21 protein-coding genes are annotated in these 21,007 nt (G+C 71.7%); 11 read left to right on the top strand and 10 right to left on the bottom strand.

What is annotated here, in order from left to right; genetic code table 11:
• Nucleotides 1-83: 83 nt before the first annotated feature.
• Entirely contained in the window at nt 84-1,106 is a 1,023-nt protein-coding gene (locus ACFVH0_RS05820) for a serine/threonine dehydratase (protein ID WP_385818218.1), read from the bottom strand.
• A 268-nt stretch (nt 1,107-1,374) separates the two neighbouring features.
• Here ACFVH0_RS05820 and ACFVH0_RS05815 point away from each other — a divergent pair, with 268 nt between their 5' ends.
• On the top strand, nt 1,375-1,815 hold the full coding sequence (locus tag ACFVH0_RS05815) for a peptidoglycan-binding domain-containing protein (RefSeq protein WP_385818217.1): 441 nt from the start codon (nt 1,375-1,377) through the stop codon (nt 1,813-1,815).
• 68 nt (nt 1,816-1,883) lie between these two features.
• Here the strand turns inward: ACFVH0_RS05815 and ACFVH0_RS05810 are convergent, their stop codons facing one another.
• The gene (locus ACFVH0_RS05810) at nt 1,884-2,684 is read right to left on the bottom strand and encodes a helix-turn-helix domain-containing protein (protein WP_385818216.1); all 801 of its coding nucleotides are present in this window, start codon (nt 2,682-2,684) and stop codon (nt 1,884-1,886) included.
• Nucleotides 2,681-3,469, bottom strand: a complete 789-nt coding sequence (locus ACFVH0_RS05805) for a helix-turn-helix domain-containing protein (protein ID WP_385818215.1) — start codon at nt 3,467-3,469, stop codon at nt 2,681-2,683. Before ACFVH0_RS05805 ends, ACFVH0_RS05810 begins: the two co-directional genes overlap by 4 nt.
• A gap of 178 nt (nt 3,470-3,647) precedes the next feature.
• Between ACFVH0_RS05805 and ACFVH0_RS05800 the strand changes: the two genes are divergently transcribed.
• Nucleotides 3,648-3,983: a DUF4333 domain-containing protein gene (locus tag ACFVH0_RS05800; protein ID WP_385818214.1), complete on the top strand. Its 336-nt coding sequence runs from the start codon at nt 3,648-3,650 to the stop codon at nt 3,981-3,983.
• Here the strand turns inward: ACFVH0_RS05800 and ACFVH0_RS05795 are convergent.
• From ACFVH0_RS05795 to ACFVH0_RS05785, 3 genes are read right to left on the bottom strand one after another with little or no spacing between them, the layout of a single operon-like run.
• The gene (locus tag ACFVH0_RS05795) at nt 3,964-5,214 is read right to left on the bottom strand and encodes an NAD(P)/FAD-dependent oxidoreductase (RefSeq protein ID WP_385818213.1); all 1,251 of its coding nucleotides are present in this window, start codon (nt 5,212-5,214) and stop codon (nt 3,964-3,966) included. The two genes, ACFVH0_RS05800 and ACFVH0_RS05795, sit on opposite strands and share 20 nt — an antisense overlap.
• Nucleotides 5,215-5,270: 56 nt before the next feature.
• Entirely contained in the window at nt 5,271-5,474 is a 204-nt protein-coding gene (locus ACFVH0_RS05790; RefSeq protein ID WP_385818212.1) for a DUF397 domain-containing protein, read from the bottom strand.
• Nucleotides 5,431-6,309, bottom strand: a complete 879-nt coding sequence (locus ACFVH0_RS05785) for a helix-turn-helix domain-containing protein (RefSeq protein ID WP_385818211.1) — start codon at nt 6,307-6,309, stop codon at nt 5,431-5,433. Before ACFVH0_RS05785 ends, ACFVH0_RS05790 begins: the two co-directional genes overlap by 44 nt.
• A 116-nt stretch (nt 6,310-6,425) precedes the next feature.
• Here ACFVH0_RS05785 and ACFVH0_RS05780 point away from each other — a divergent pair, with 116 nt between their 5' ends.
• Together ACFVH0_RS05780 and ACFVH0_RS05775 are read left to right on the top strand one after the other, a co-directional pair.
• Nucleotides 6,426-6,647 carry a hypothetical protein gene (locus tag ACFVH0_RS05780; RefSeq protein ID WP_385818210.1) on the top strand — a complete coding sequence of 74 codons (222 nt, stop codon included), beginning with the start codon at nt 6,426-6,428 and terminating at the stop codon, nt 6,645-6,647.
• On the top strand, nt 6,644-7,120 hold the full coding sequence (locus ACFVH0_RS05775; RefSeq protein ID WP_385818209.1) for an ATP-binding protein: 477 nt from the start codon (nt 6,644-6,646) through the stop codon (nt 7,118-7,120). The genes ACFVH0_RS05780 and ACFVH0_RS05775 overlap by 4 nt, the downstream gene beginning before the upstream one ends.
• On the opposite strand, the gene ACFVH0_RS05770 is transcribed toward ACFVH0_RS05775, so the two are convergent.
• The 3 genes from ACFVH0_RS05770 to ACFVH0_RS05760 all read right to left on the bottom strand — a co-directional run bounded on the left by ACFVH0_RS05770 (nt 7,057) and on the right by ACFVH0_RS05760 (nt 12,590).
• The gene (locus tag ACFVH0_RS05770) at nt 7,057-7,959 is read right to left on the bottom strand and encodes an RNA polymerase sigma-70 factor (protein ID WP_385818208.1); all 903 of its coding nucleotides are present in this window, start codon (nt 7,957-7,959) and stop codon (nt 7,057-7,059) included. The genes ACFVH0_RS05775 and ACFVH0_RS05770 overlap by 64 nt on opposite strands.
• Nucleotides 7,960-8,000: 41 nt before the next feature.
• Nucleotides 8,001-9,158: an NAD(P)/FAD-dependent oxidoreductase gene (locus ACFVH0_RS05765; protein ID WP_385818207.1), complete on the bottom strand. Its 1,158-nt coding sequence runs from the start codon at nt 9,156-9,158 to the stop codon at nt 8,001-8,003.
• A 141-nt stretch (nt 9,159-9,299) separates the two neighbouring features.
• On the bottom strand, nt 9,300-12,590 hold the full coding sequence (locus tag ACFVH0_RS05760; RefSeq protein ID WP_385818206.1) for a S41 family peptidase: 3,291 nt from the start codon (nt 12,588-12,590) through the stop codon (nt 9,300-9,302).
• 175 nt (nt 12,591-12,765) lie between these two features.
• Here ACFVH0_RS05760 and ACFVH0_RS05755 point away from each other — a divergent pair, with 175 nt between their 5' ends.
• Nucleotides 12,766-13,338: a TetR/AcrR family transcriptional regulator gene (locus tag ACFVH0_RS05755; protein WP_385818205.1), complete on the top strand. Its 573-nt coding sequence runs from the start codon at nt 12,766-12,768 to the stop codon at nt 13,336-13,338.
• A gap of 136 nt (nt 13,339-13,474) precedes the next feature.
• Nucleotides 13,475-15,691 (top strand): MMPL family transporter, encoded by a 2,217-nt coding sequence (locus ACFVH0_RS05750; RefSeq protein WP_385818204.1) that lies wholly within the window; start codon nt 13,475-13,477, stop codon nt 15,689-15,691.
• Between the two features lie 158 nt (nt 15,692-15,849).
• Here ACFVH0_RS05750 and ACFVH0_RS05745 read toward each other — a convergent pair whose 3' ends face one another.
• Nucleotides 15,850-16,200, bottom strand: a complete 351-nt coding sequence (locus ACFVH0_RS05745; protein ID WP_385818203.1) for an SsgA family sporulation/cell division regulator — start codon at nt 16,198-16,200, stop codon at nt 15,850-15,852.
• Between the two features lie 178 nt (nt 16,201-16,378).
• Between ACFVH0_RS05745 and ACFVH0_RS05740 the strand changes: the two genes are divergently transcribed.
• From ACFVH0_RS05740 to ACFVH0_RS05720, 5 genes are all read left to right on the top strand, one after another.
• Nucleotides 16,379-17,443, top strand: coding sequence for an energy-coupling factor ABC transporter permease (locus ACFVH0_RS05740; RefSeq protein ID WP_385818202.1), 1,065 nt, complete (start codon nt 16,379-16,381; stop codon nt 17,441-17,443).
• 1 nt (nt 17,444) lies between these two features.
• Nucleotides 17,445-18,206, top strand: a complete 762-nt coding sequence (gene cbiQ / locus ACFVH0_RS05735) for a cobalt ECF transporter T component CbiQ (protein ID WP_385818201.1) — start codon at nt 17,445-17,447, stop codon at nt 18,204-18,206.
• The gene (locus tag ACFVH0_RS05730; protein ID WP_385818200.1) at nt 18,203-18,973 is read left to right on the top strand and encodes an energy-coupling factor ABC transporter ATP-binding protein; all 771 of its coding nucleotides are present in this window, start codon (nt 18,203-18,205) and stop codon (nt 18,971-18,973) included. The genes cbiQ and ACFVH0_RS05730 overlap by 4 nt, the downstream gene beginning before the upstream one ends.
• Nucleotides 18,974-19,039: 66 nt before the next feature.
• Entirely contained in the window at nt 19,040-20,209 is a 1,170-nt protein-coding gene (locus ACFVH0_RS05725) for a serine hydrolase domain-containing protein (RefSeq protein ID WP_385818314.1), read from the top strand.
• Nucleotides 20,206-21,006, top strand: a complete 801-nt coding sequence (locus tag ACFVH0_RS05720) for an SDR family NAD(P)-dependent oxidoreductase (RefSeq protein ID WP_385818199.1) — start codon at nt 20,206-20,208, stop codon at nt 21,004-21,006. Before ACFVH0_RS05725 ends, ACFVH0_RS05720 begins: the two co-directional genes overlap by 4 nt.
• Nucleotide 21,007 lies beyond the last annotated feature (1 nt).

Here is a 21,007-nt window from a genome sequence, read left to right as displayed (position 1 = left end):
CCCCGACTCCGGCGGTTCCGGGCCCGGCCCCGGTGGTTTCGGTTTTGGCCCCGGTGGTCCCGGCCCCGGTCCCGGTCCCGGTCTCAGTCCTGGTTCGCGGCCGGGTGCACCAGGTCGCTCGGGTCGGTGTTCGCCCCGCACAGCACCACGGCGATCCGCTCGCCTTCGCGCGGCCGGTAGCCGTCGCACGGCGCGGTGAGCGTGGCCAGTGCGGTGGCGGCGGCGTGCTCGACGGCGACGCGGCGGTGGTCCCACAGCGCCTGGCGGGCGCGGACGATTTCGACGTCCGGCACCAGCACGGAGCGGATGTCGTTCTCGCGTGCGGCGCGCAGGGCCAGGGCGGTGGCCCGCCGGGCGCCGAGGGAGTCGATGGCGACCGATTCGACGGGGACGTCGACCGGGCCACCGGCCTCCAGGGCGGCGTTCAGCGCCCGGCAGTTCTCCGGCTCGACGGCGACCGTGCGGATGCCGTGGTGCCGGGCGGCGGTGGCGACGCCGGCGAACAGACCGCCGCCACCGACCGAGACCACCACGGTGTCCAGACCGGGGATCCGGGCGTGGATCTCCTCCAGCAGGGTGCCGGCCCCGGCGGCGATCAGCGCGTGGTCGTAGGCGTGCGAGGTGAGCGCGCCGGACGAGGCGGCGAACTCCTCGCACGCCTCCAGGGCCTCGGCGTACTCCGCGCCGACCAGCCGCACGTCCGCCCCGTAGCCGCGCAGCTTGGCGATCTTCACCGCCGGGGCGGTGCTCGGCAGGAACACCGTGGCCCGTACGCCCTGCTGCTGGGCGGCCCACGCGCAGGCCAGCCCGGCGTTGCCACCGGAGGCGATGGTCACCCCCGCGTCCGGCAGGGTGCCCGCCTCGCGGTGGGCCTGGACGAAGTTCTGTGCGCCGCGCGCCTTGAAGGAGCCGGTGTGCTGCATGAACTCCAGTGCGTACCAGAGCTCGTAGGACTCCTCGGACCCCGCGCGGACCGTGTCCGCTGCGCCGGATGCGACGGGTGTGACCGTGACCGGGCGGATGTGTCCTGCGGTCCGTTCGGTGGCGGCCCTGATGTCGTCGTACGTGAGGTTGTCGCCGAACAGGTCCGTGTCCCGGTCGCCCATGTCTTCCACTCCCGCAGTCGTCGAATCGGCCAGCTTATGCAGCGGCCGGCTCCGACGCGATGCGGGCTCCTCCCGACACCGTCCGCGTCCCACCGTCCCACTGTCCCGCCCCACCCTCACCACGGACGACGTCTTCGCAGGTCACAGTGTGGGACGTCCCCCGAGCGCGTCACTTCCCCGGCGGCCCTGGCAGCCCCTTCGCCCCGCCCCGCAATGTGGTTGCGGAGCCGGCCGACGGGGCCGGTTCGAACTTCGGGGAGGGAACAGAATGCGAACCATGACGAGGGCGTTCGTCGGCGTCACCACCGCCATCGCGATCGCCGGTGGGGGCGTGGCGGCCGCGGGTACCGGCTTCGCGGCGACCGGTCGGCCGACGAACGCGGCGGCGAGCGCCACGGCCGTCACCCCGCAGGCGATCGTCAACCTCGGCCTCAACGCCACGCAGGCCAAGAAGCTCCAGCGCGACCTGAAGGCCAACTGGGGCTACAAGGGTGCCATCGACGGGCAGCTCGGCCCGGACAGCTGGAAGGCGATGCAGCGCTTCCTGAAGCAGTGGGGTTACAACGACGGCATCGACGGGATCGTCGGCCCCAACACGGTGAAGGCGATCCAGCGCTGGCTGAAGGCCAACTGGGGCTACACGGGCGGGATCGACGGCGTCGCCGGTCCGGGGACCAAGGCCGCGCTGGCGCGGTACTGCAACTCCTGAGTCCGTCGTACGCGCCGGGGGCGGGGTGTGCCGTCCCCGGCGCGTACGGTCCGTTCGTCCGGGGCCGGTCAGCCGGTGAAGCACTCGGGGCGGCTGCCCGGAACCTCCAGGCAGATCCTGGCGCCCGCTTTGCTGTCACCGGCGGCCATCGGTGTCGCCAGATACTGCCCGGCGTCGCGGCGCCCTTCGGCCGTGACCTGCTGGGTGTGCCCGGTCGGGAGTGACAGTTCGACCCGGTCGCCCGGCAGCAGCCCGGTGGTCCGCACCCACACGGTGTGGCAGAGCTGGGCGTGGCGCAGTTCCAGGCGCCGTCCGCCGGACGCGGTGTGGGTGGCGAGGGTGGTGATCATCCCGGCCCCGCCGCAGCCCATCGCCACGGGGCTCCGGCCCTCACAACCGGCGGCCCGGCAGCCCGGGTTGCGCACGAGCGGTTCCGTGGCGGCGCGGGCCCGCCCGTCCGGGCTTCCGTCCAGGAACGCGACCACGGCCAGGCAGGCCACCGCCACCCCGGCCACGGTCATGGCGACCACCCACCACCGCACGCCCGAGCGGGAGACGGTGGCGGGCCGCTCGGTGGCGGGCCGGTCCAGTTCCTCCGGTACGGGTACGGGTACGGGCCGGGCCCGGCCGCTCCACTCGGCGTCCGCCAGCTCCCAGAGCGCCAGCAGCCGGCCGGCCGGCGTCCCGGTCAGCTCGCACAGCGCCTCGACCGCCTGGCGCGGCGCGGGCTTCTTGCCGTTGAGATAGCGCTCCCAGGACGACTTGCTGTACGGGGTACGGGCCGCCAGCGCGGCGAGGCTCAGCCCGGACCGCTCCCTGATCTCCCTTAGCCGCTCTGCCAGTTGGCCGCTCACGACGGAGACCGTCATCGGCGCAGCTCCCGCCAGGTGTCCGGGCCGATGATGCCGTCCATGACCAGGTGGCGTGCGCCCTGGAACCTCTTGGCGGCGCCCTTGGTGCGCTCGTCGTACAGCCCGTCGAAGACGCCGGGGCTGAAACCCTTCTCGCGCAGCAGGCACTGGGCCTCCACCACGTCGAACCCGGTGCTGTTGATGTCGAGCAGCATCTCGCGGGTGCCGCTGTGTCCCGCCCGCAGCTCGCCGCCCTTGCGCCGTACGTCGCAGGTGTAGGTCTGCCCGCGCAGATACCCGGTCCCGGCGGCCACGGCACCGGCCTTCTCCGCCGTGGCGTCGTCGTCCCACGCCCCCGCGACCAGCAGCCCGCCCCCGAAGGAAACGGCGACGGCCAGCGCCACCGCCCCGAGCGTCCACTTCAGCGGCACGGTGCGCCCCGCCCGGGGCGGCTCCTGCTCCTGTTCGTCCTGCTCCTGCTGGTCCCGTTCCCGGTCCTGCTCCCGCGTCGGCTGGTCAGGCCGTGCGGCGGCTTCCTCGGTACGGGCCCGCTCGGCGACCTCGTACAGCACGACGAGCCGCGTCGGGTCCGTACCGGAGACCTGCGCCAGCTCCTCGACCGCCTTGCGCGGCACGGGCTTCTTGCCGTTCAGATACCGTTCCCACGAGGAACGGCTGTAGCTGGTCCGGGTCGAGAGCGCGGCCAGGCTCAGGCCGCTGTGGTCCTTCAGTCTGCGTAACTGGACGAGAAGTTGGCGTTCGCTGCTGGGCAGCTCGGTGGGCAGCTCTTTCCATCGCGGCATGCGGATTCCCCCCGGTTCTTCCTGCCGTTGCCTTAAATAGTGGGGTATCCGGGCCCCACGCGCGAGGAGTTGACGCTCTCGGTGCGGTGCGAGCCAAGTGGCCGGGATCCGGAAGGAATTGGTGTTGATCGCGGAAGCGCACTTGTCTCTGCGACCATGGAGCCGGTAGGAACCATGCGTGACCGATCAAGGGAAGTTCGCGCGCTTTCTCATAACGCTCTCGGCCGTCATCGTCGCCGGGTGCGCCCTCACCGTGACGATCAAGGTGATGAACACCGATCCCGAAGCGTTCCACCCGCCGCGGCTGCTGGACCAGGAAGCGGTGGAACTGCAGGCCGCCCGGGCCGCGCGGGGGCCGAAGGACGTGTCCAGGGACGGGGTGGAGTGCCCGACGGCCATGGAGGCCGAGAAGGGCAACAAGTTCGACTGCAGGGTCCTGGTCGGTTACAACGACAAGACCGTCACGGTCGAGGTCATCGACGACCAGGGCAGGCTCAGTATGAACGCCTCCTGACATTGACGGCCAGAGCCTTGACCACTGCCACGGGGCTCAGGAATCGCAGCGGACCGATCAGGCGGGCCGCGAACAGGTACATGTGCCGCGCCAGCGCTGTGTCGCGCGCCGCGGCGGAGAACATCAGCCGTTCCATGGCCTTGAACGGACGGGACTTGGCATAGTCGGCGGCCAGCTGCTGGTGACCGGTCAGCCGGCGCCGGTGCGTGCGCGCGTACGCCGTGAGGGACGCGTCGAGGTCTTCCCGCAGCCCGGTCGCGGCCGGTGCGACCGCATCGGCCAGCCATTGCGCGGTCTGCAGGGCCCACCCGCATCCCACGCCCCACAGCGGGTCACTGGTCAGGGCGGCGTCGCCGATGAGCGCGACGCCCGGTGCGGTCGGCCTGCGGGTGTGGAGCGGGTAGTCGACCGTGCCGATGATCTTCGACACGCGCTCGGCGGAGTCGACGGGCGGCGCCTCGGGCAGAGCGCGGAAGAATTCGAGGAAGCTGCCCTCCAGGTCCTCCTTGAAGGCCGGCAGCCACTTCTTGTCCGGGAGCGCCGCGAGGACCGTCACGCCGTCGTCGTTCGGGAACGCGTACGCCATGTCGGGGTCGAGGAACCACGCCTGGCCGATTCCGCCGGGCAGCGGAAGACCGCGGAAGTGCGCGAGATAGCCGAACCGCCCGTTCTCGTACTGCCTGGTGGGCACCCCGGCGAGCTTCGCCACGGCCGAGTCCTTGCCATCGGCCCCGACCACCAGGCGGGCCCGGATCTCGCGCTCGCCCTGCGGCGTCGACGCCCGCACCCCCACGGTCCGCCCGGCTTCCCGGACGAGCCCGGTCACACGGTGGCCGAGCAGCAGATCGACGCCGGGCGTCTCCACCGCACGGGACCTGATCAACGGATCGAGGGTGCTGCGCCGCACGTTGTACCCGTGCGGCAGCTCGGGGCCGTCCGACGGGGCGTTCGGCTCGATCCATCCCCAACGGGTGTGCCAGCGCGCATCGTTACGAAGGGCTCCCGCCTTCTCAAGAGCGGGTACGAGGCCGAGTTCGTCCAGCACCGGGTAGGCGTTGGCCGTGATGGAGTGGGTGCAGAGCACCTTGTACGCCTCGGGGTCCGAGCGGCGCTCCAGCAGCGCGACGCGGACGCCGCGTCGAGCGAGCAGGATCGCGGCGGCGCTGCCGGCGAGGCCGGATCCGCTGATGACGACTTCGTAGTCCTGTCCCGGACCCCCAGGCAGTGTCATGCACCGATCATGCCCTGATTCCGGTTCGCTCCCCAGCCTCTGGGCCAGGGAACGAGTCAAGCGGCCTTGACGGCCTCGACGAACGGCGCCCACGCGGACGCGGGGATGACGAGCACGGGTCCTTCTGGGCGCTTGGAGTCGCGGACGGGGACGAGGCCCTGGTGGCCGTCCGCGACTTCGAGGCAGTCGCCGCCGGAGGTGTTGCTGTGGCTGCTCCTACGCCAGATCGCGGTGTTCAAGTCGATTGGGGTGCACGCCATTTCGGAATTCCTCTGCCGCTTTCTCGATCATTGCGAGGGACACCTCCGGCGGCAAGGCGGTGGCCCTCAGCAGATCGTACGACCTCCGATACTGCTTCACGAGGCCCGGATCGTCGACGGAAACTCCATGGTGCTGGCCCTCCGTGTAGGCGAATGGCGGGGCGTCCGCGAAGTCCAGAATCAGGGCGTTGCCCTGCATGAGGGGGTGCGCTCCCGCGTTCCACGGAATGATCTGCGTAAAGATCCGGCCGCGCTTGGTGAGCTCGGCGATGTGATTGAGCTGCTCGGCCATCTGCTGCGACGGCACGATTGGCAGGCGCAGCAGGGACTCGCTCAGAATGTTCCAGTACTGCGGGGTCCGGTGGTTCTTCTCGAAGAGTTGCGCCCGCGCCAGCCGCGCATCGACCTTGGCATCGATCTCTTCCGGCAGGTCCAGAGTCCGTTCGACGTGGAACAAGGAACGTGCGTAAGGCTCTGTTTGGAGCAGGCCGGGGAAGACCGTCGGCGACCACTGCTCGATGGTCTCGGCATGCCTCTCCGCGTCCAGCACGCGCTCGAAGTACTCCGCGTGCCCCTTGCGCCGGGCCTTCCGCACGTCCCCGCACCGCCGTCCGAAGAACCCGTCCGTCCCCAGCACCCGGTCCACGTGCTGGGCCAGATCCTCGGGCATCCGGCGGTGGCCGTGCTCGATCTCGCTCAGGTACGTGATGCCGTAGAAGCTGCCGTCCACCAGCTTCTCCAGGGTCAGGCCCGCCTCCTCCCGCTTGAAGCGGAGTTCCTTGCCGTAGAACTGCGGGACGCCCGCCGAGCCGTCGATCTCCTTGCGTGTGGCCACTGTTGACCGCCTTTCGCGCTGTGCCTTGTGGACCGGAAGCCCTTTCACGGTAGAGGCCCGTGCGGCAGCGTGTGAGTCGTTCGTCACAGTAAGCAACGAAAGGTGGACTTCCCCCCATGGACGACACGTACGGCCTCACCGGCCACGACATCGGCCCGGACATCGACGCGCTCCGCGCCGCGCTCGCCGCGCACGGCATCACCCTGCCCTCGCTCGGTGTCGAACCGCTGACCTTCGCCGCGAGGTCGACCCGGCCGCCGCTGGTCTCGCTCGGGAACTGCAATCTGGCGACCGCGCGCCGGATGGCCGAGGCGTTGCGTTCGGCGGCCGGGGGATGAGCCCGTTGCCCATCGCGGTGGACCTGCTCGCCGTGCCGGAGGCCGTACCGGAGATGCGGCGCACCCTGCGGGAGCGGTGCGGGGGTGTGGACTCGCCCGATCTGCTGCTCTGCGTCAGCGAGTTGCTGACCAATGTGATCGTGCATCTCGGGGAGGGGACGCCGGTCACACTCCGGGTCAGCGGTACGCGTACCGGCAGGGTCAGGGTCGAACTGAGCGATCCCGAGCCGTGCGCCTGGCCCACGCTGCGTACCGCGGCCGGCGGTGACGAGTCGGGGCGGGGGCTGGTGCTCGTTGACGCGTTGGCGCTGCGGTGGGGGATCGAGCAGCGGCCGTACGGGAAGACGGTCTGGTGCGAGCTGCGGGCCCCCGGTCCGTCCCCCGGCGAGGGACGGACCGGTGAAGGGGGTCAGCGCAGGGTGAGCGGGGTCTCGGAGTCGACGCGGGTCAGCTTCTCCGGGTTGCGTACGTAGTAGAGGCCGGTGATGTGGGCGTCCTCGATCCGGAAGGCCACGACGCCGTCGATGACGCCGTCCAGGCGCAGCAGGAACGCAGGGTTGCCGTTGGCCAGGGTGGGGCTGATGGTGATCGTGGCGGTGTTCTTGCCGGTGCCTCCGACGAGGTAGCGGGCCACCTTGTCGGCGCCGATGATCGGCCGGCGCGCGGCCTGCTTGATGCCGCCGCCGTCGCCGAGGAGGACCACGTCGGGGGCGAGCACATCGAGCAGGCCCTGGAGGTCCCCGGTCTCCAGGGCGCGCCGGAACGAGTCCACCGCCGCCCGGGACACGCTCGCCGAGACCGCCGCGCGGGGACGGCGGGCGTCGACGTGGCGGCGGGCGCGGTGGGCGATCTGGCGGACGGCCGCGGGGGTCTTGTCGACGGCGGCGGCGATCTCGTCGTAGTCGACGGCGAAGACCTCGCGCAGCACGAAGACGGCGCGCTCCGTCGGCGACAGGGTTTCCAGGACGAGCATCAGGGCCATCGACACGCTCTCGGCGAGTTCGACGTCCTCGGCCACGTCCGGCGCGGTGAGCACCGGTTCGGGAAGCCAGGGGCCGACGTACGCCTCCTTGCGGCGCGACAGCGCGCGCAGCCGGTTGAGCGACTGCCGGGTGGTGATCCGGACCAGGTAGGCGCGCTGGTCCTGCACCTTTTCCTGGTCGACTCCGACCCATCGCAGCCAGGTCTCCTGGAGGACGTCCTCCGCGTCGGCCGCCGAACCGAGCATTTCGTAGGCGACGGTGAAGAGCAGGTTGCGATGGGCGACGAAGGCCTCGGTCGCCGGGTCGGTGGTGGCGTGGTCGTCGTTCACTTCGTGCCTCTCCTCGGCGATCAGCGCTCGGCTCGTGGCGCTCAGGCCGTCTGTTCGGCGGTGGCCGGTGCCTTGTCGCGTTCGGCGCGCGGGGCGCCCTTGCGCGCCTCGTTCACCAGTTGCTTGACGGTGGCCCTGCAGACGATCTCCTTGAGCTTCGCACCGGGGCGGCCACCCAGGTACAGCGGGTTCGCGCGGTCGTCCATCGAGGCGAACTGGAAGAACCCGGTGCGGCGGCCCAGGCTGATGCACTGGCCGGCGAACCGCACCTTCAGGGGCGCGGGTTGCTCGCCCGCGATCCGGCTGAGCACCGTGCGGGCGGCGCGCGAGCCCAGCTGGCCGGCGGCCTGGCAGCTCATCCGGAACGGCGCGCCGGCCGGTGCCGCCGCGTCCCCGGCCGCGACGATGCGCGGGTCGTCCACGCTCGTCAGCGTGTCGTCGGTGAGCAGCCGGCCCACCGCGTCGGTGGTCAGCCCGCTGCGGGCGGCCAGGTCCGGCACACTGAATCCGGTGGCCCGGACGGTGACCCGGCTGGGGAGTTCGCGGCCGTCGTCGAGCCGTACGGCATCACGGGTCACGGCGGCCACCCGTGCGCCGGGGCCCTCGATCACGGTCACACCGAGTTCGGCGAGGGTTCGGGCGACCGCGCGGCGGCCCCGGGGGTGCAGATACGGGCCGAGCTCCTCGCCGCAGACCAGGGTCACGGCCCGGCCCTCCTCCGCCAGTTCGGCGGCGGTCTCTATGCCGGTCGGGCCCGATCCGACCACGGTCACCGGGGCCGTCGCGGGTGCCGCGTCGACCAGCGGGCGCAGCCTCCGCGCCTCCTCCAGGGTGGCGATCGGGTGGGCGAACTCCGCCGCGCCGGGCACGTCCGGTTCGGCGCTGCCGCTGCCCACCGCGTAGATCAGGTAGTCGTAGCCGACCGTGGAGCCGCCCGCCAGTTCCACACCACGCCCGGCCGCGTCGATCGTCGCCACGCTGTCGACCACCAGCCGGATGTTCCCGGCCAGGACGTCCGCGTAGTCGACGACGGCGTCATTGCTTCCACCGACCAGTTGGTGGAGGCGGATGCGCTCGACGAAGTCGGGGCGCGGGTTGATGAGTGTGACGGTCACGTCGGCCTGCCGGGCCAGCCGGTTGGCGGCGGTGACGCCCGCGTAACCTCCGCCGATCACGACCACGCCGGTGTTCTTGTTCATGGTGTGTCTCCGTCCGTTCCGTTGCCTGCTTCCGGCATCAAGACACCGGGTGGATCGGAGCTGTGACAGAGGGTGAGCCAGATCACTCGGGCCGCTGTGTGCGACAGGCCCCGGCGCGAGCCGGGGCCTGTCGACGGGGGCCTACCGCGGCGGCAGTGGCGGCCGTCGCCGGTCCGGGACGTCGTCGTACGTCGGTGGGGTGGCCGCCGGCTGGGCGGCCAGCAGGTCCAGGGCGACCTGTACCGCGTCGTCGAGTACCGCGTACCGGCCCTCCGCCCAGTCGAGGGGGGTGCGCAGCGCCTCCAGGTCCGGTTCGACGCCGTGGTTCTCGACCGACCAGCCGTAGGTGTCGAACCAGGCCGCGTTCATCGGCACCGTGATCACCGTGCCGTCGCCCAGCCGGGTACGGCCGGTCATGCCGACCACTCCGCCCCAGGTCCGCTGGCCCACCACCGGGCCGAGCTTCAGCAGGCGGAACGCGGCGGTGATCATGTCGCCGTCGGAGGAGGTCGCCTCGTCGGCCAGGGCGACCACGGGGCCGCGCGGGGCGTTGGAGGCGTAACTGACCGGCTGGGCGTTGCGGGTCAGGTCCCAGCCGAGGATCCGGCGGGTCAGCTTCTCGACCACCAGCTCGCTGATGTGACCGCCCGCGTTGCCGCGCACGTCGACGATCAGGGCCGGGCGGGACACCTCCATGCGCAGGTCCCGGTTGAACTGCGCCCAGCCCGAGCCGCCCATGTCGGGGATGTGCAGATAGCCGCACTTGCCGCCGCTCAACTCCCGTACCACTTCGCGGCGTTTGGCCACCCAGTCCTGGTAGCGCAGCGGCCGTTCGTCGACCAGCGGTACGACGGCGACGCGGCGGGGGCGGCCCTCGTCCCCGGCCGGGCGGAAGGTCAGCTCGACGGTGGTGCCGCCCGCCGCCGTGAGGAGCGGGTACGGTCCGGCCACCGGATCGACCGGGCGGCCGTCGACATGGGTGAGTACCGCGCCCTCCCGGATGCCCGTACCGGCCAGCGGGGAACGGGCCTTGGAGTCGGAGGAGTCGCCCGGCAGAATGCGCCGGATCATCCACTCGCCGTCCCGGCACACCAGGTTCGCGCCGAGCAGGCCGATCGCCCGCTGGTAGTGCGGCGGGCCCTCGTTGCGGCGGGCCGGTGTCACATACGCGTGCGAGGTGCCCAGTTCGCCCAGGACCTCGCGCATCAGATCGGCGAACTCGTCGGGGGAGGCGACCCGTTCGACCAGCGGACGGTACTGGTCGAGCACCGCCGTCCAGTCGATGCCGCACATGTCCGGTTCCCAGAAGTAGGAGCGGATGATGCGGCCGCCCTCCTCGTACGCCTGCCGCCACTCCGCCGCCGGGTCGACCTCGTGCAGGATGCGGCGCAGGTCCAGGTAGACGGTGGTGTCGCTGTCGCCGGTCTCGGTGGCGGGCACGGCGCGCAGCTCGCCCTCGTCCATGACGACCAGCCGGGTCGCGTCGCCGCTGACCGCGAACCAGTCGAGATGGGCGACCAGTTCGGTCTTCCTGGCCTTGGTGATGTTGAAGTGTTCGAGGGTGGGGCGGCCCGACATGTCCGCCGGGTTGGCGAAGGTCTCGCCGAGCGCGCCGGAGATCGGCCAGCGCAGCCAGACCAGCCCGCCGCCGCTCACCGGGTGCAGGGCGGAGTACTTCGACGCGGAGACCGGGAAGGGCGTCACCCGGTTCTCCAGGCCCTCGAACTCGACGGTGACCGTCGACGGCCCCTCGCCCGTGCCGATGTCGGGGGTGTCGTCGGCCGGGTCGAGCCCGCCCGCCGCCGGGCGGCCCTCCGGGGACAGGGCGAACGGGGAGGGCGTGGCGGAGGAGAGCGGCACCAGGTACGGGCGGCAGCCCAGCGGGAAGGAGAGGTCGCCGGTGTGGACGTCGTACACCGGGTCGAAGCCGCGCCAGGACAGGAAGGCGAGATAGCGGCCGTCGCCCGTGAAGACCGGGTTCTCGTCCTCGAAGCGGCCGTTGGTGACATCGACGATCACGGGCGCGCCGGTGCCCAGGATGCGGGCCAGCTTGATCTGGCGCAGCGAGCGGCCGATGCCGGGGTGCGACCAGGTCAGCCAGGCGCCGTCCGGGGAGAACGCCAGGTCGCGGACCGGGCCGTTGATGGAGCGGATCAGCTCGGTGGGTTCGCCGGTGGAGGTCTCCTCGTCGGTGTCCAGGAGCAGCAGCCGCCCGTCGTTCGTCGCGATGGCGAGGCGTTCGCCGTCCGGGTCGGCGATCAGCTCCTGCACCCTGCCGACCTGCCCGGAGGCCAGCCGGCGCGGCGCGCGGTCGCCGCTGGCGCGCGGCAGGTACGCGATCTCGATGGCGTCCTCGCCGTCGGCGTCGGTGACGTAGGCGACCTGGCCGCCGCTGCCGAGCATCTCGGGCAGCCGGACCCGGACGCCCGGGGTGTCGGCGATGGTGCGGGCGGGGCCGTCGCGGTGGGTCAGCCAGTACAGGCTGCCGCGCACGGTGACGGCGCTGGCGCGGCCCGTCTCGTCCACGGACAGCGAGTCGACGTTGCTGGCGGCCGGGACCTGGTGGACGCGGCGTCCGGTGCGCGGCCCGCCGAGCCGGACCGACAGCTTGCGCGGCACCGCGTCCGGCGACGCCAGGTCGTCCACCAGCCACAGATCGCCCGCGCACTGGTAGACGACCCGGTGCCCGTCGCTGGAGGCGTGCCGGGCGTAGAAGGCGTCGTGGTCCGTGTGGCGGCGCAGATCGCCGCCGTCGGGGCGGCAGGAGTAGAGGTTGCCGACGCCCTCGTGGTCGGAGAGGAAGGCGATCCGGCCGCCGACGAACATCGGTGAGTCGAGATGGCCGCCGATGTCCGGGAGCAGCCGCTTGCCGTGCAGCCACAGCCGTCCCGTCGCGCCGCCCCGGTAGCGCTTCCAGGCGGCGGGTTCGTGCGGCGGGGTGCCGGTGAGCAGGAGGGTGCGCCGCTCGTCGTCGATGTCGGCGACGTCGATGCCGGAGACCGGGCCCCAGGGCAGCTTGCCGCCGGGGCTGCCGTCGGTGGGGACGCTGTAGGCCCAGGAGACGTGCGAGAAGGGCTGGCTGTGCGAGGACACGGCGAGGATCTGGGCGGCGTCCCCGGGATCGGGGGTCCAGCCGCAGACCCGGGCGTCCGTCGACCCCCAGTAGGTGAGCCGGCGGGCCGGGCCGCCCTCGACCGGGACGAGATGGATCTCGGGATCGAGGCTGCGCCAGGTCGTGTACGCGATGCGGCTCCCGTCGGGGGAGAAGCGCGGGTGGCTGACCCTGGTCCGGTCGATGGTCAGCCGCCATGCGCGGCCGGGCGGCTGCCCCTCGGGCGCGAGGGGGGCGACCCAGAGGTCGTCCTCGGCCGCGAAGCAGAGCAGATCGTCGTGGAGGTGCGGGAAACGGAGATACGCGGCGTCGTCACTCACCCTTCAATGCTTTCCGCGCGGGAGGGCCCCGGCAACTCGTGGTGCGGTACCGGTTGTGGTGCGGAACACAAGCGAAACGATTTCGTTTCGCTGGGCGGGCGGGGTATCGTCGATGTGTACGAAACAGTTTCGTTCGATTGACTGACGTACGAGAACCCGAACAGGAGGTCGACACGTGGCACGCACCCGGCTCACACCCGAGCGCGAGAGCGAGCTGTACGCCGCCGTGCTCGACCTGCTCCGCGAGGTCGGTTACGACGCCCTGACCATGGACGCCGTCGCCGCGCGCACCCGTTCCAGCAAGGCCACCCTCTACCGCCAGTGGGGGAGCAAGCCGGAGCTGGTCGTCAAGGCCCTGCGGCACAACACGCCGGTGTCCCTCGAAGAGATCGACACCGGGTCGTTGCGCGGCGACTTCCACGCCGCGGTCCGCCGTTCCGACGACTGCCAGATGGAGAAGGACTCCGCGCTGATGCGGGGCCTGAGCCATGCCATTCACGAGAATCCCGATCTGCACCAGGCCCTGCGCGACCTGCTGGTCGAGCCGGAGATGACCGGCCTCGACCTGCTGCTGCGCCGAGCCGTGGATCGGGGCGAGGTGCGTCCGGACAATCCGGCGCTGAAATACGTCCCGCACATGCTGATCGGCGCTTTCGCCGCCCGGCAGCTGGTCGAGGACCGCTCGGTCGACCAGGCGTTCCTCACCGATTACGTCGAATCCGTGGTCTTCCCCGCCCTCGGAGTCTGACTTCCCGGACCGCCCCGCGCGGTCCGTCCCCATGGCACCGCCCCTCCCCAAGCTCCACCTGACACGCCGCTCTCGTCGTCGGGCTGGTTCCTCACGCCCTTTTCCACTCACACGACCTGACCGGGAGTACGCCTCCGTGGCCACATTCCTCTACAAACTCGGACGGCTCGCCTTCCGGCGCCGCCGCTATGTCGCCCTGATCTGGGTGGCGCTGCTGGCGCTCGCCGGATTCGGCGCGGCCTCCGCGTCCACCGCCACCTCCAGCTCCTTCTCGATCCCGGGCACGGAGGCGCAGCGCGCCTTCGACCTGCTGGAACAGCGCTTCCCCGGGGGCAGTGCCGACGGTGCGACCGCCCGGGTCGTCTTCAAGGCGCCCGACAACGAGAAGATGACCGACCCGGCGAACAAGGCCGAGGTCAACAAGCTCGCCGGCGAGCTGAAGTCGGGCTCGGACCAGATCGCCTCGGTCTCCGACCCGTACACCGCCGGCGCAGTCAGCAAGGACGGCTCCACGGCGTACGTCTCGGTCTCCTACAAGGTCAACTCGATGGAGCTGACCGACGAGACCCGGGAGGCGCTGGAGGACGCGGGCCACGCGGCGCAGAAGAGCGGGATGACCGTGGAGATCGGCGGTGACGCGCTCATGGTGATCCCGGAGACCGGAATCACCGAGATCATCGGTGTCGCGATCGCCGCGGTGGTGCTGGTCATCACCTTCGGCTCGCTGATCGCCGCCGGGCTGCCGCTGCTCACCGCCCTGATCGGGGTCGGCATCGGCGTCTCGACGATCACCGCGCTGGCGAACGTGCTGGACCTGGGCTCCACCACCTCCACCCTCGCGATGATGATCGGCCTCGCGGTCGGCATCGACTACGCGCTCTTCATCGTCTCCCGCTACCGGGCCGAGCTGGCCGACGGCAGGGAGCGCGAGGAGGCGGCCGGACGGGCCGTCGGCACGGCGGGCTCCGCGGTCGTTTTCGCCGGTCTCACCGTCGTCATCGCGCTGGTCGGCCTCGCCGTCGTGAACATCCCGATGCTGTCGAAGATGGGCTTCGCCGCGGCCGGTACCGTCGCCATCGCCGTACTCATCGCGCTCACCCTGGTCCCGGCCCTGCTGGGCTTCGCCGGGAAGCGGGTCCTGGGACGCAAGGCGCGCAAGGCCGCCGGTGCCCCGGGCAACACCGAGGACAAGCCGAACATGGGCACCCGCTGGGCGCGGTTCGTGCTGCGCAAGCCGGTGTGGGTGCTGCTGGTCGGCGTCATCGGACTCGGCACGGTGGCCGTACCGGTCGCCTCCCTGGAGATGGGCCTGCCCGACGACGGCTCCCAGCCCACCAGCACCACCCAGCGGCGCGCCTACGACCTGCTCTCCGACGGCTTCGGCCCCGGCTTCAACGGGCCGCTGATGGTCGTCGTCGACACCGCGGACAGCTCCGACGGCAAGACCGCGGCCAAGCAGGTCACCGACGAGATCTCCGGCATCAAGGGCGTCGCCGCCGTCACCCCGGCCCAGTTCAACAAGGCCGGCGACACCGCGATGATCACCGTGGTCCCGAAGGACCGGCCGAGCTCCGTCGACACGGAGAACGTGGTCCACGCGATCCGGGACGCGGGCAAGGACATCAAGTCCGACACCGGCGCCGAGGTCCTGGTCACCGGTTCCACCGCGATGAACATCGACTTCTCGCAGAAGATGAACGACGCGCTGCTGCCGTACCTGGCGCTCGTCGTCGGCCTGGCCTTCCTGCTCCTGATGGTGGTCTTCCGGTCGGTACTGGTGCCACTGAAGGCGGCCCTCGGCTTCCTGCTCTCGGTCGTCGCGGCCCTGGGCGCGGTCGTCGCGGTCTTCCAGTGGGGCTGGCTCGGCTCGCTCTTCGGGGTGGAGCAGCCCGGCCCGATCATGTCGATGATGCCGATCTTCATGGTGGGCGTGGTCTTCGGCCTCGCGATGGACTACGAGGTCTTCCTCGTGACCCGGATGCGCGAGGCGTACGTCCACGGCGAGAAGCCCGGCCAGGCGATCGTCACCGGATTCCGGCACGGCGCCCGGGTCGTCACGGCCGCGGCCGTGATCATGATGGCGGTCTTCGCGGGCTTCATCGGCTCCAGCGAGCAGATGGTCAAGATGATCGGCTTCTCGCTCGCCATCGCCGTCTTCTTCGACGCGTTCGTGGTCCGCATGGCGATCGTGCCCGCGGTCCTCGCACTGCTCGGCGACCGTGCCTGGTCGCTGCCGCGCTGGCTGGACCGGATCCTGCCGAACGTGGACGTGGAGGGCGAGGGGCTGCGCGAGCAGCTCGACGAGACGCCCGGCGGTGAGACCGGGGGCGAGCGCGAGCTGACCCGGGTCTGAGCCGCGTGGCAAGAGCCGCAACGAGTTTCCGGGCCCGCGTCTGAGCGGAGCGCGGCCCCGGAAGCGCCGGTTACCTGTGGGGACGGGGGACCGGGGCGAAGAGAGAAGCCCCCGTGCGAGCGGCACGGGGGCTTCTCTCATGCGGTTTGCGCCAGGGCCTAGGCGTGCGCGGGCGGCTTGGCGTTCTCGGTGTGCGTACGGTGCAGAAAGCGGATCAGCGGCGCGCTGTCGAACTGCACCACCTCGACGCCGTCGGCCGAGTGATTCTCCACGACCAGCTGGGTCCGTCCGCACGGCCATACGCGGATGCCGCCGCGCTCGGTGGGGGCGCGCAGTCCGCCCTCCAGCAGATCGCGGCCGAATGACCAGTCGGCGCCGCCGGGGAAGGCGACATGGACGGTGCGCGGGTCCTTGTCGGCGTCGTACAGCAGGTCGACCGGTACCGCCGGGAGATCGGGGGTGTCGTTGACGAGCCAGGCGTCTGCCTGTTCATGGATCGCGGGGGGCATGGAACGACTCCTCCTGTGTGTGCTGCTTCGCCATCCAATGTCGCATATTTCCGGTGGCGGGCGCGGGGGGGCAGTTGTGACGGAGCCGCTCTTGCGAAGGGTTTGCAACAAGGTCCTATCATTGAGCGGTTCACGACATCGTCCGCAGCAACGCGCGACCGCAGGAAGCGGAGCCCCCATGCATGTACCCGACGGATTCATCAACGCGCCCGTCTCCGCCGCCGCCGGAGTCGTCGCCGCGGGTGCGGTCGCCGTCAGCCTGCGGGGCGCCCGGCGCGAACTGGACGAGCGCACCGCGCCGCTCGCCGGTCTCGTCGCCGCGTTCATCTTCGCCGTACAGATGCTGAACTTCCCGGTCGCCGCCGGCACCAGCGGACATCTGCTGGGCGGGGCGCTGGCCGCGATCCTGGTCGGGCCGTACACCGGCGTGCTCTGCGTGACCGTCGTCCTCCTCATGCAGGGCATCCTCTTCGCCGACGGCGGCCTCACCGCGCTCGGCGTGAACGTCCTCGACATGGGCATCACGACCACCGTCGTCGCCTACGCCCTCTTCCGCGGACTGCTCGGGGTGCTGCCGAAGACCCGGCGCTCGGTGACCGCCGCGTCCTTCGTCGCCGCCCTGGTCTCCGTACCGGCCGCGGCCGGTGTCTTCACGCTGATCTACTGGATCGGCGGCACCACCGACATCCCGATCGGCAAGGTCTTCACCGCGATGGTCGGGGTCCATGTGCTGATCGGCATCGGCGAGGCCGTGATCACCGCGCTGACCGTCGGAGCCGTCATCGCCGTACGCCCCGACCTGGTGCACGGCGCCCGCGGACTCACCTCCTCGCTCAAGCTCCGGATCGACGGCGAACTCGTCGACGCCCCCGCCCCCGCCCCCGCTCCGGCCGCCCCGGTCGCCGCCCGCTCGCACCGGAGGATCTGGGCCGCCGGCCTGGTCACCGCCCTCGTCCTGGCGGGCTTCGTCTCGTACTACGCCTCCTCCAACCCGGACGGCCTGGAGAAGGTCGCCGCCGACCAGGGCATCGACAAGAAGACCGAGGAGCACGCGGCCAAGGACTCCCCGCTCGCCGACTACGGCGTCAAGGACGTGTCCAACGCCCGGATCTCCGGCGGCCTCGCCGGAGTCATCGGCGTCGCCGCCACCGTCGTCGTCGGCAGCGGAGTCTTCTACGTGGTCCGCCGCCGCCGTACGCCGGACGCCCCCACGGACACCCCGCGCGACAAGGAATCCGTCTGACATGGGCGCCGGGCACGCGCACAAGCTCTACCGGCACGGCCACTCGCCGATCCACGACCTGCCGCCGCACTGCAAGATCGCCGCCGCCTTCTGCTTCGTCGTGGTCGTCGTCTCCACGCCGCGCGAGTCGATGTGGGCGTTCGCGCTGTACGCGGTGCTGCTCGGCGCGGTCACCGCGCTGGCCCGCATCCCGGCGGGCTTCCTGCTCAAGCGGCTGCTCATCGAGGTGCCGTTCGTCGCGTTCGCGCTGCTCATGCCGTTCGTGGTGCCCGGCGAGCAGACCCACGTACTCGGCCTCTCCGTCAGCGTCCCCGGCCTCTGGGGCGCCTGGAACGTCCTCGCCAAGGGCACCCTCGGCGTCGCCGCGTCCGTGCTGCTGGCCTCCACCACCGAACTGCGCTCGCTGCTGCTCGGCCTCCAGCGGCTCAAGCTGCCGCCGCTGCTCGTCCAGATCGCCTCCTTCATGATCCGGTACGGCGACGTGATCACCGACGAGATGCGCCGGATGTCGATCGCCCGCCGCTCCCGGGGCTTCGAGGCGCGCGGCGTACGGCAGTGGGGCGTCCTGGCCAAATCGGCGGGCGCCCTGTTCATCCGGTCCTACGAGCGCGGCGAACGCGTCCACCTCGCGATGGTCAGCCGCGGCTACGCCGGGCACATGCCGGTCATCGACGAGGTGACCGCCTCCCGGACCCAGTGGGCGTACGCCGCGGCACTCCCCGCCCTCGCCCTCGCCGTATGTCTGCTGGGATGGACCCTATGAGCCAGCCCACCGCCCCCGCCCCGTCCCTGGAAGTCAGCGGCCTCGCCTACGCCTACCCCGACGGGCACCAGGCGCTCTTCGGGGTGGACCTCACGGTCGCCCGGGGCGAACGCGTCGCCCTGCTCGGCCCCAACGGCGCCGGCAAGACCACCCTCGTCCTGCACCTCAACGGCATCCTCGACGCCGGGGCGGGCACCGTCCGCGTCGCCGGTCTCCCGGTCGACAAGCGCAACCTCGCCGAGATCCGCCGCCGCGTCGGCATCGTCTTCCAGGACCCCGACGACCAGCTCTTCATGCCCACCGTCCGCGAGGACGTCGCCTTCGGCCCGGCCGCCTCCGGGCTGCGCGGCGCCGAGCTGGAGGAACGCGTCACCGAGGCGCTGGAGCAGGTCGGCATGGCGGAGTACGCGAACCGCCCGCCGCACCACCTCTCCTTCGGCCAGCGCCGCCGCGTCGCCGTCGCCACCGTCCTGGCCATGCGGCCGGAGATCCTCGTCCTGGACGAGCCGTCCTCCAACCTGGACCCGGCCTCGCGGCGCGAACTCGCCGACATCCTGCGGTCCCTGGACGTCACCGTGCTCATGGTCACGCACGACCTGCCGTACGCACTGGAGCTCTGCCCGCGCGCGGTGATCCTCAGCGAGGGCGTCATCGCCGCCGACGACCGCACCCAGGACCTGCTCTGCGACGAGAAGCTGATGCGCGCACACCGCCTGGAACTGCCCTTCGGCTTCGACCCGCGTTCCGTGACTGTGAACATGAGGTGACCTGCCACGCCTGCCGCCCGCGACGGGATGCACCATGGGGGGATGAGCGGGAGCGCAGGAGCAGACGTGGACGTACGGGGCACGGTGGCGGCCGGATTCGAACCGGTCAGGGATGCCTTCATCCGTAACTTCGAGCAGCGCGGCGAACGCGGCGCGGCCGTCACGGTCTACCGGGACGGGCACAAGGTCGTCGACCTCTGGGCCGGTACGAGAGACGTCGACGGCGCCGAACCCTGGGCCGTGGACACCGTGCAGATCGTCCGCTCGGCGGGCAAGGGCATCGCCGCCGCCGTACCGCTGCTGCTGCACCAGCGCGGCCAGCTCGACCTGGACGCCCCGGTCGGCACGTACTGGCCGGAGTTCAAGGCGGCCGGCAAGGAACGCGTACTCGTCCGCCACCTCCTGTCCCACCGGGCCGGCATCCCCGCGCTCGACTGCCCGCTGACCCCCTCCGAGGCGGCCGACGGGATCTCCGGCCCGCAGGCCGTCGCCGCCCAGCGCCCCCAGTGGGAACCCGGCACCGACCACGGCTACCACGCCCAGACCTACAGCTGGCTCATCGGCGAGCTGGTGCGCCGGGTCACCGGACGCACCGTCGGCCGCTGGATCGCCGAGGAGATCGCCCGCCCGCTCGGCCTGGACTTCTGGTTCGGCCTCCCGGCGGACGAGGCGCACCGGGTGGGCCGGATCGGCCCGGTCGAACCGCCCGCCGCGGGCGACGGCGGCAACAGCGGCGTCCTGCGGCTGCGCCCCAAGCGCTCCGTCAGCGAGGCGTACCGCGACCCGCAGTCCCTCACCCGCCGCGCCTTCGGGGCCATCGACCCGCTCCCCGACGAGAACGACCCCGGCTACCGGGCGGCCGAACTCCCCGCCTCCAACGGCATCGCCACCGCCCGCGCGCTGGCCCGCTGCTACGCCGCGATGATCGGCCCGGTCGACGGCCACCGCCTGTTCGCCCCGGCCACCCTCACCCTGGCCCGCACCGAGGAGTCGGCGGGCCCCGACCGGGTCCTGGTCGTGAACACCCGCTTCGGCCTCGGCTACATGCTCCACGGCCCGGCGTCCCCGCTGCTCGCCCCCGGCTCGTTCGGCCACCCCGGCCGGGGCGGATCCCTCGGGTTCGCCGACCCCGAATCCGGCATCGCGCTGGGCTATGTGACGAACGGTCTGCAGAAGGGAGTCACCGCCGATCCCCGTGCCCAGGCCCTGGTCAGGGCAGTACGGTCGGCGCCATGACTACTCCACACCCCACCGGTCCCCGATTCGACGGCCACGGCGTACTCATCACCGGAGCGGGCCGGGGCATCGGCGCGGCCACGGCCCGCCGACTGGCCTCGGAGGGCGCCCGGGTCCTGGTCACCGACCTGGACGGCGACCGCGCGGAACGCACCGCCGCCGCGATACGCGAGACGGGCGGCGCCGCCGAGTCGCTGCCCTGCGACGTGGCCGACCGGGCGGCCGTCGAGGCGGCGGTGACCCGCGCGGTCGCCGCCTTCGGCTCCCTGGACGTGCTGGTCAACAACGCGTACTCCTGCACCAGGGACGTCCCGCTCTTCGAGGACGAGCCCGACGAGGCCTGGCAGCGCGACCTGGACGTCACCCTCAGCGGCCCCTACCGCTGCGCGCGGGCGGCCCTCCCGCACCTGGTGGCCTCCGGCCGGGGCGCGATCGTCAACATCGGCTCGGTCAACGGCGAGCAGGACTTCGGCAACCACGGCTACAGCGCGGCCAAGGCGGGCCTGGGCAGCCTGACCCGCACCCTGGCCGGCCACGCGGGCCCGCGCGGCGTACGCGTCAACCTGGTCGCCCCCGGCACGATCCGCACCGACGCCTGGGCGGGCCGCGACGCCGAACTGTCCCGCGTGAGCGGCCTCTACCCGCTCGGCCGCGTGGGCGAGCCGGAGGACATCGCCTCCGCCGTCGCCTTCCTCGCCTCCCGCGACGCGGCGTGGATCACGGGGACGACGCTGCGCGTGGACGGCGGGCTGACGGCGACCAACTACGGCTTCCGGAAGGCGGTTTCGGATACCTGAC

The organism is Streptomyces sp. NPDC127117 (assembly GCF_042677325.1).
Taxonomy (GTDB): domain Bacteria; phylum Actinomycetota; class Actinomycetes; order Streptomycetales; family Streptomycetaceae; genus Streptomyces.
The sequence above is the reverse complement of the archived record's forward strand: the minus strand, read 5'-3'. Positions and strand labels throughout refer to the sequence as shown.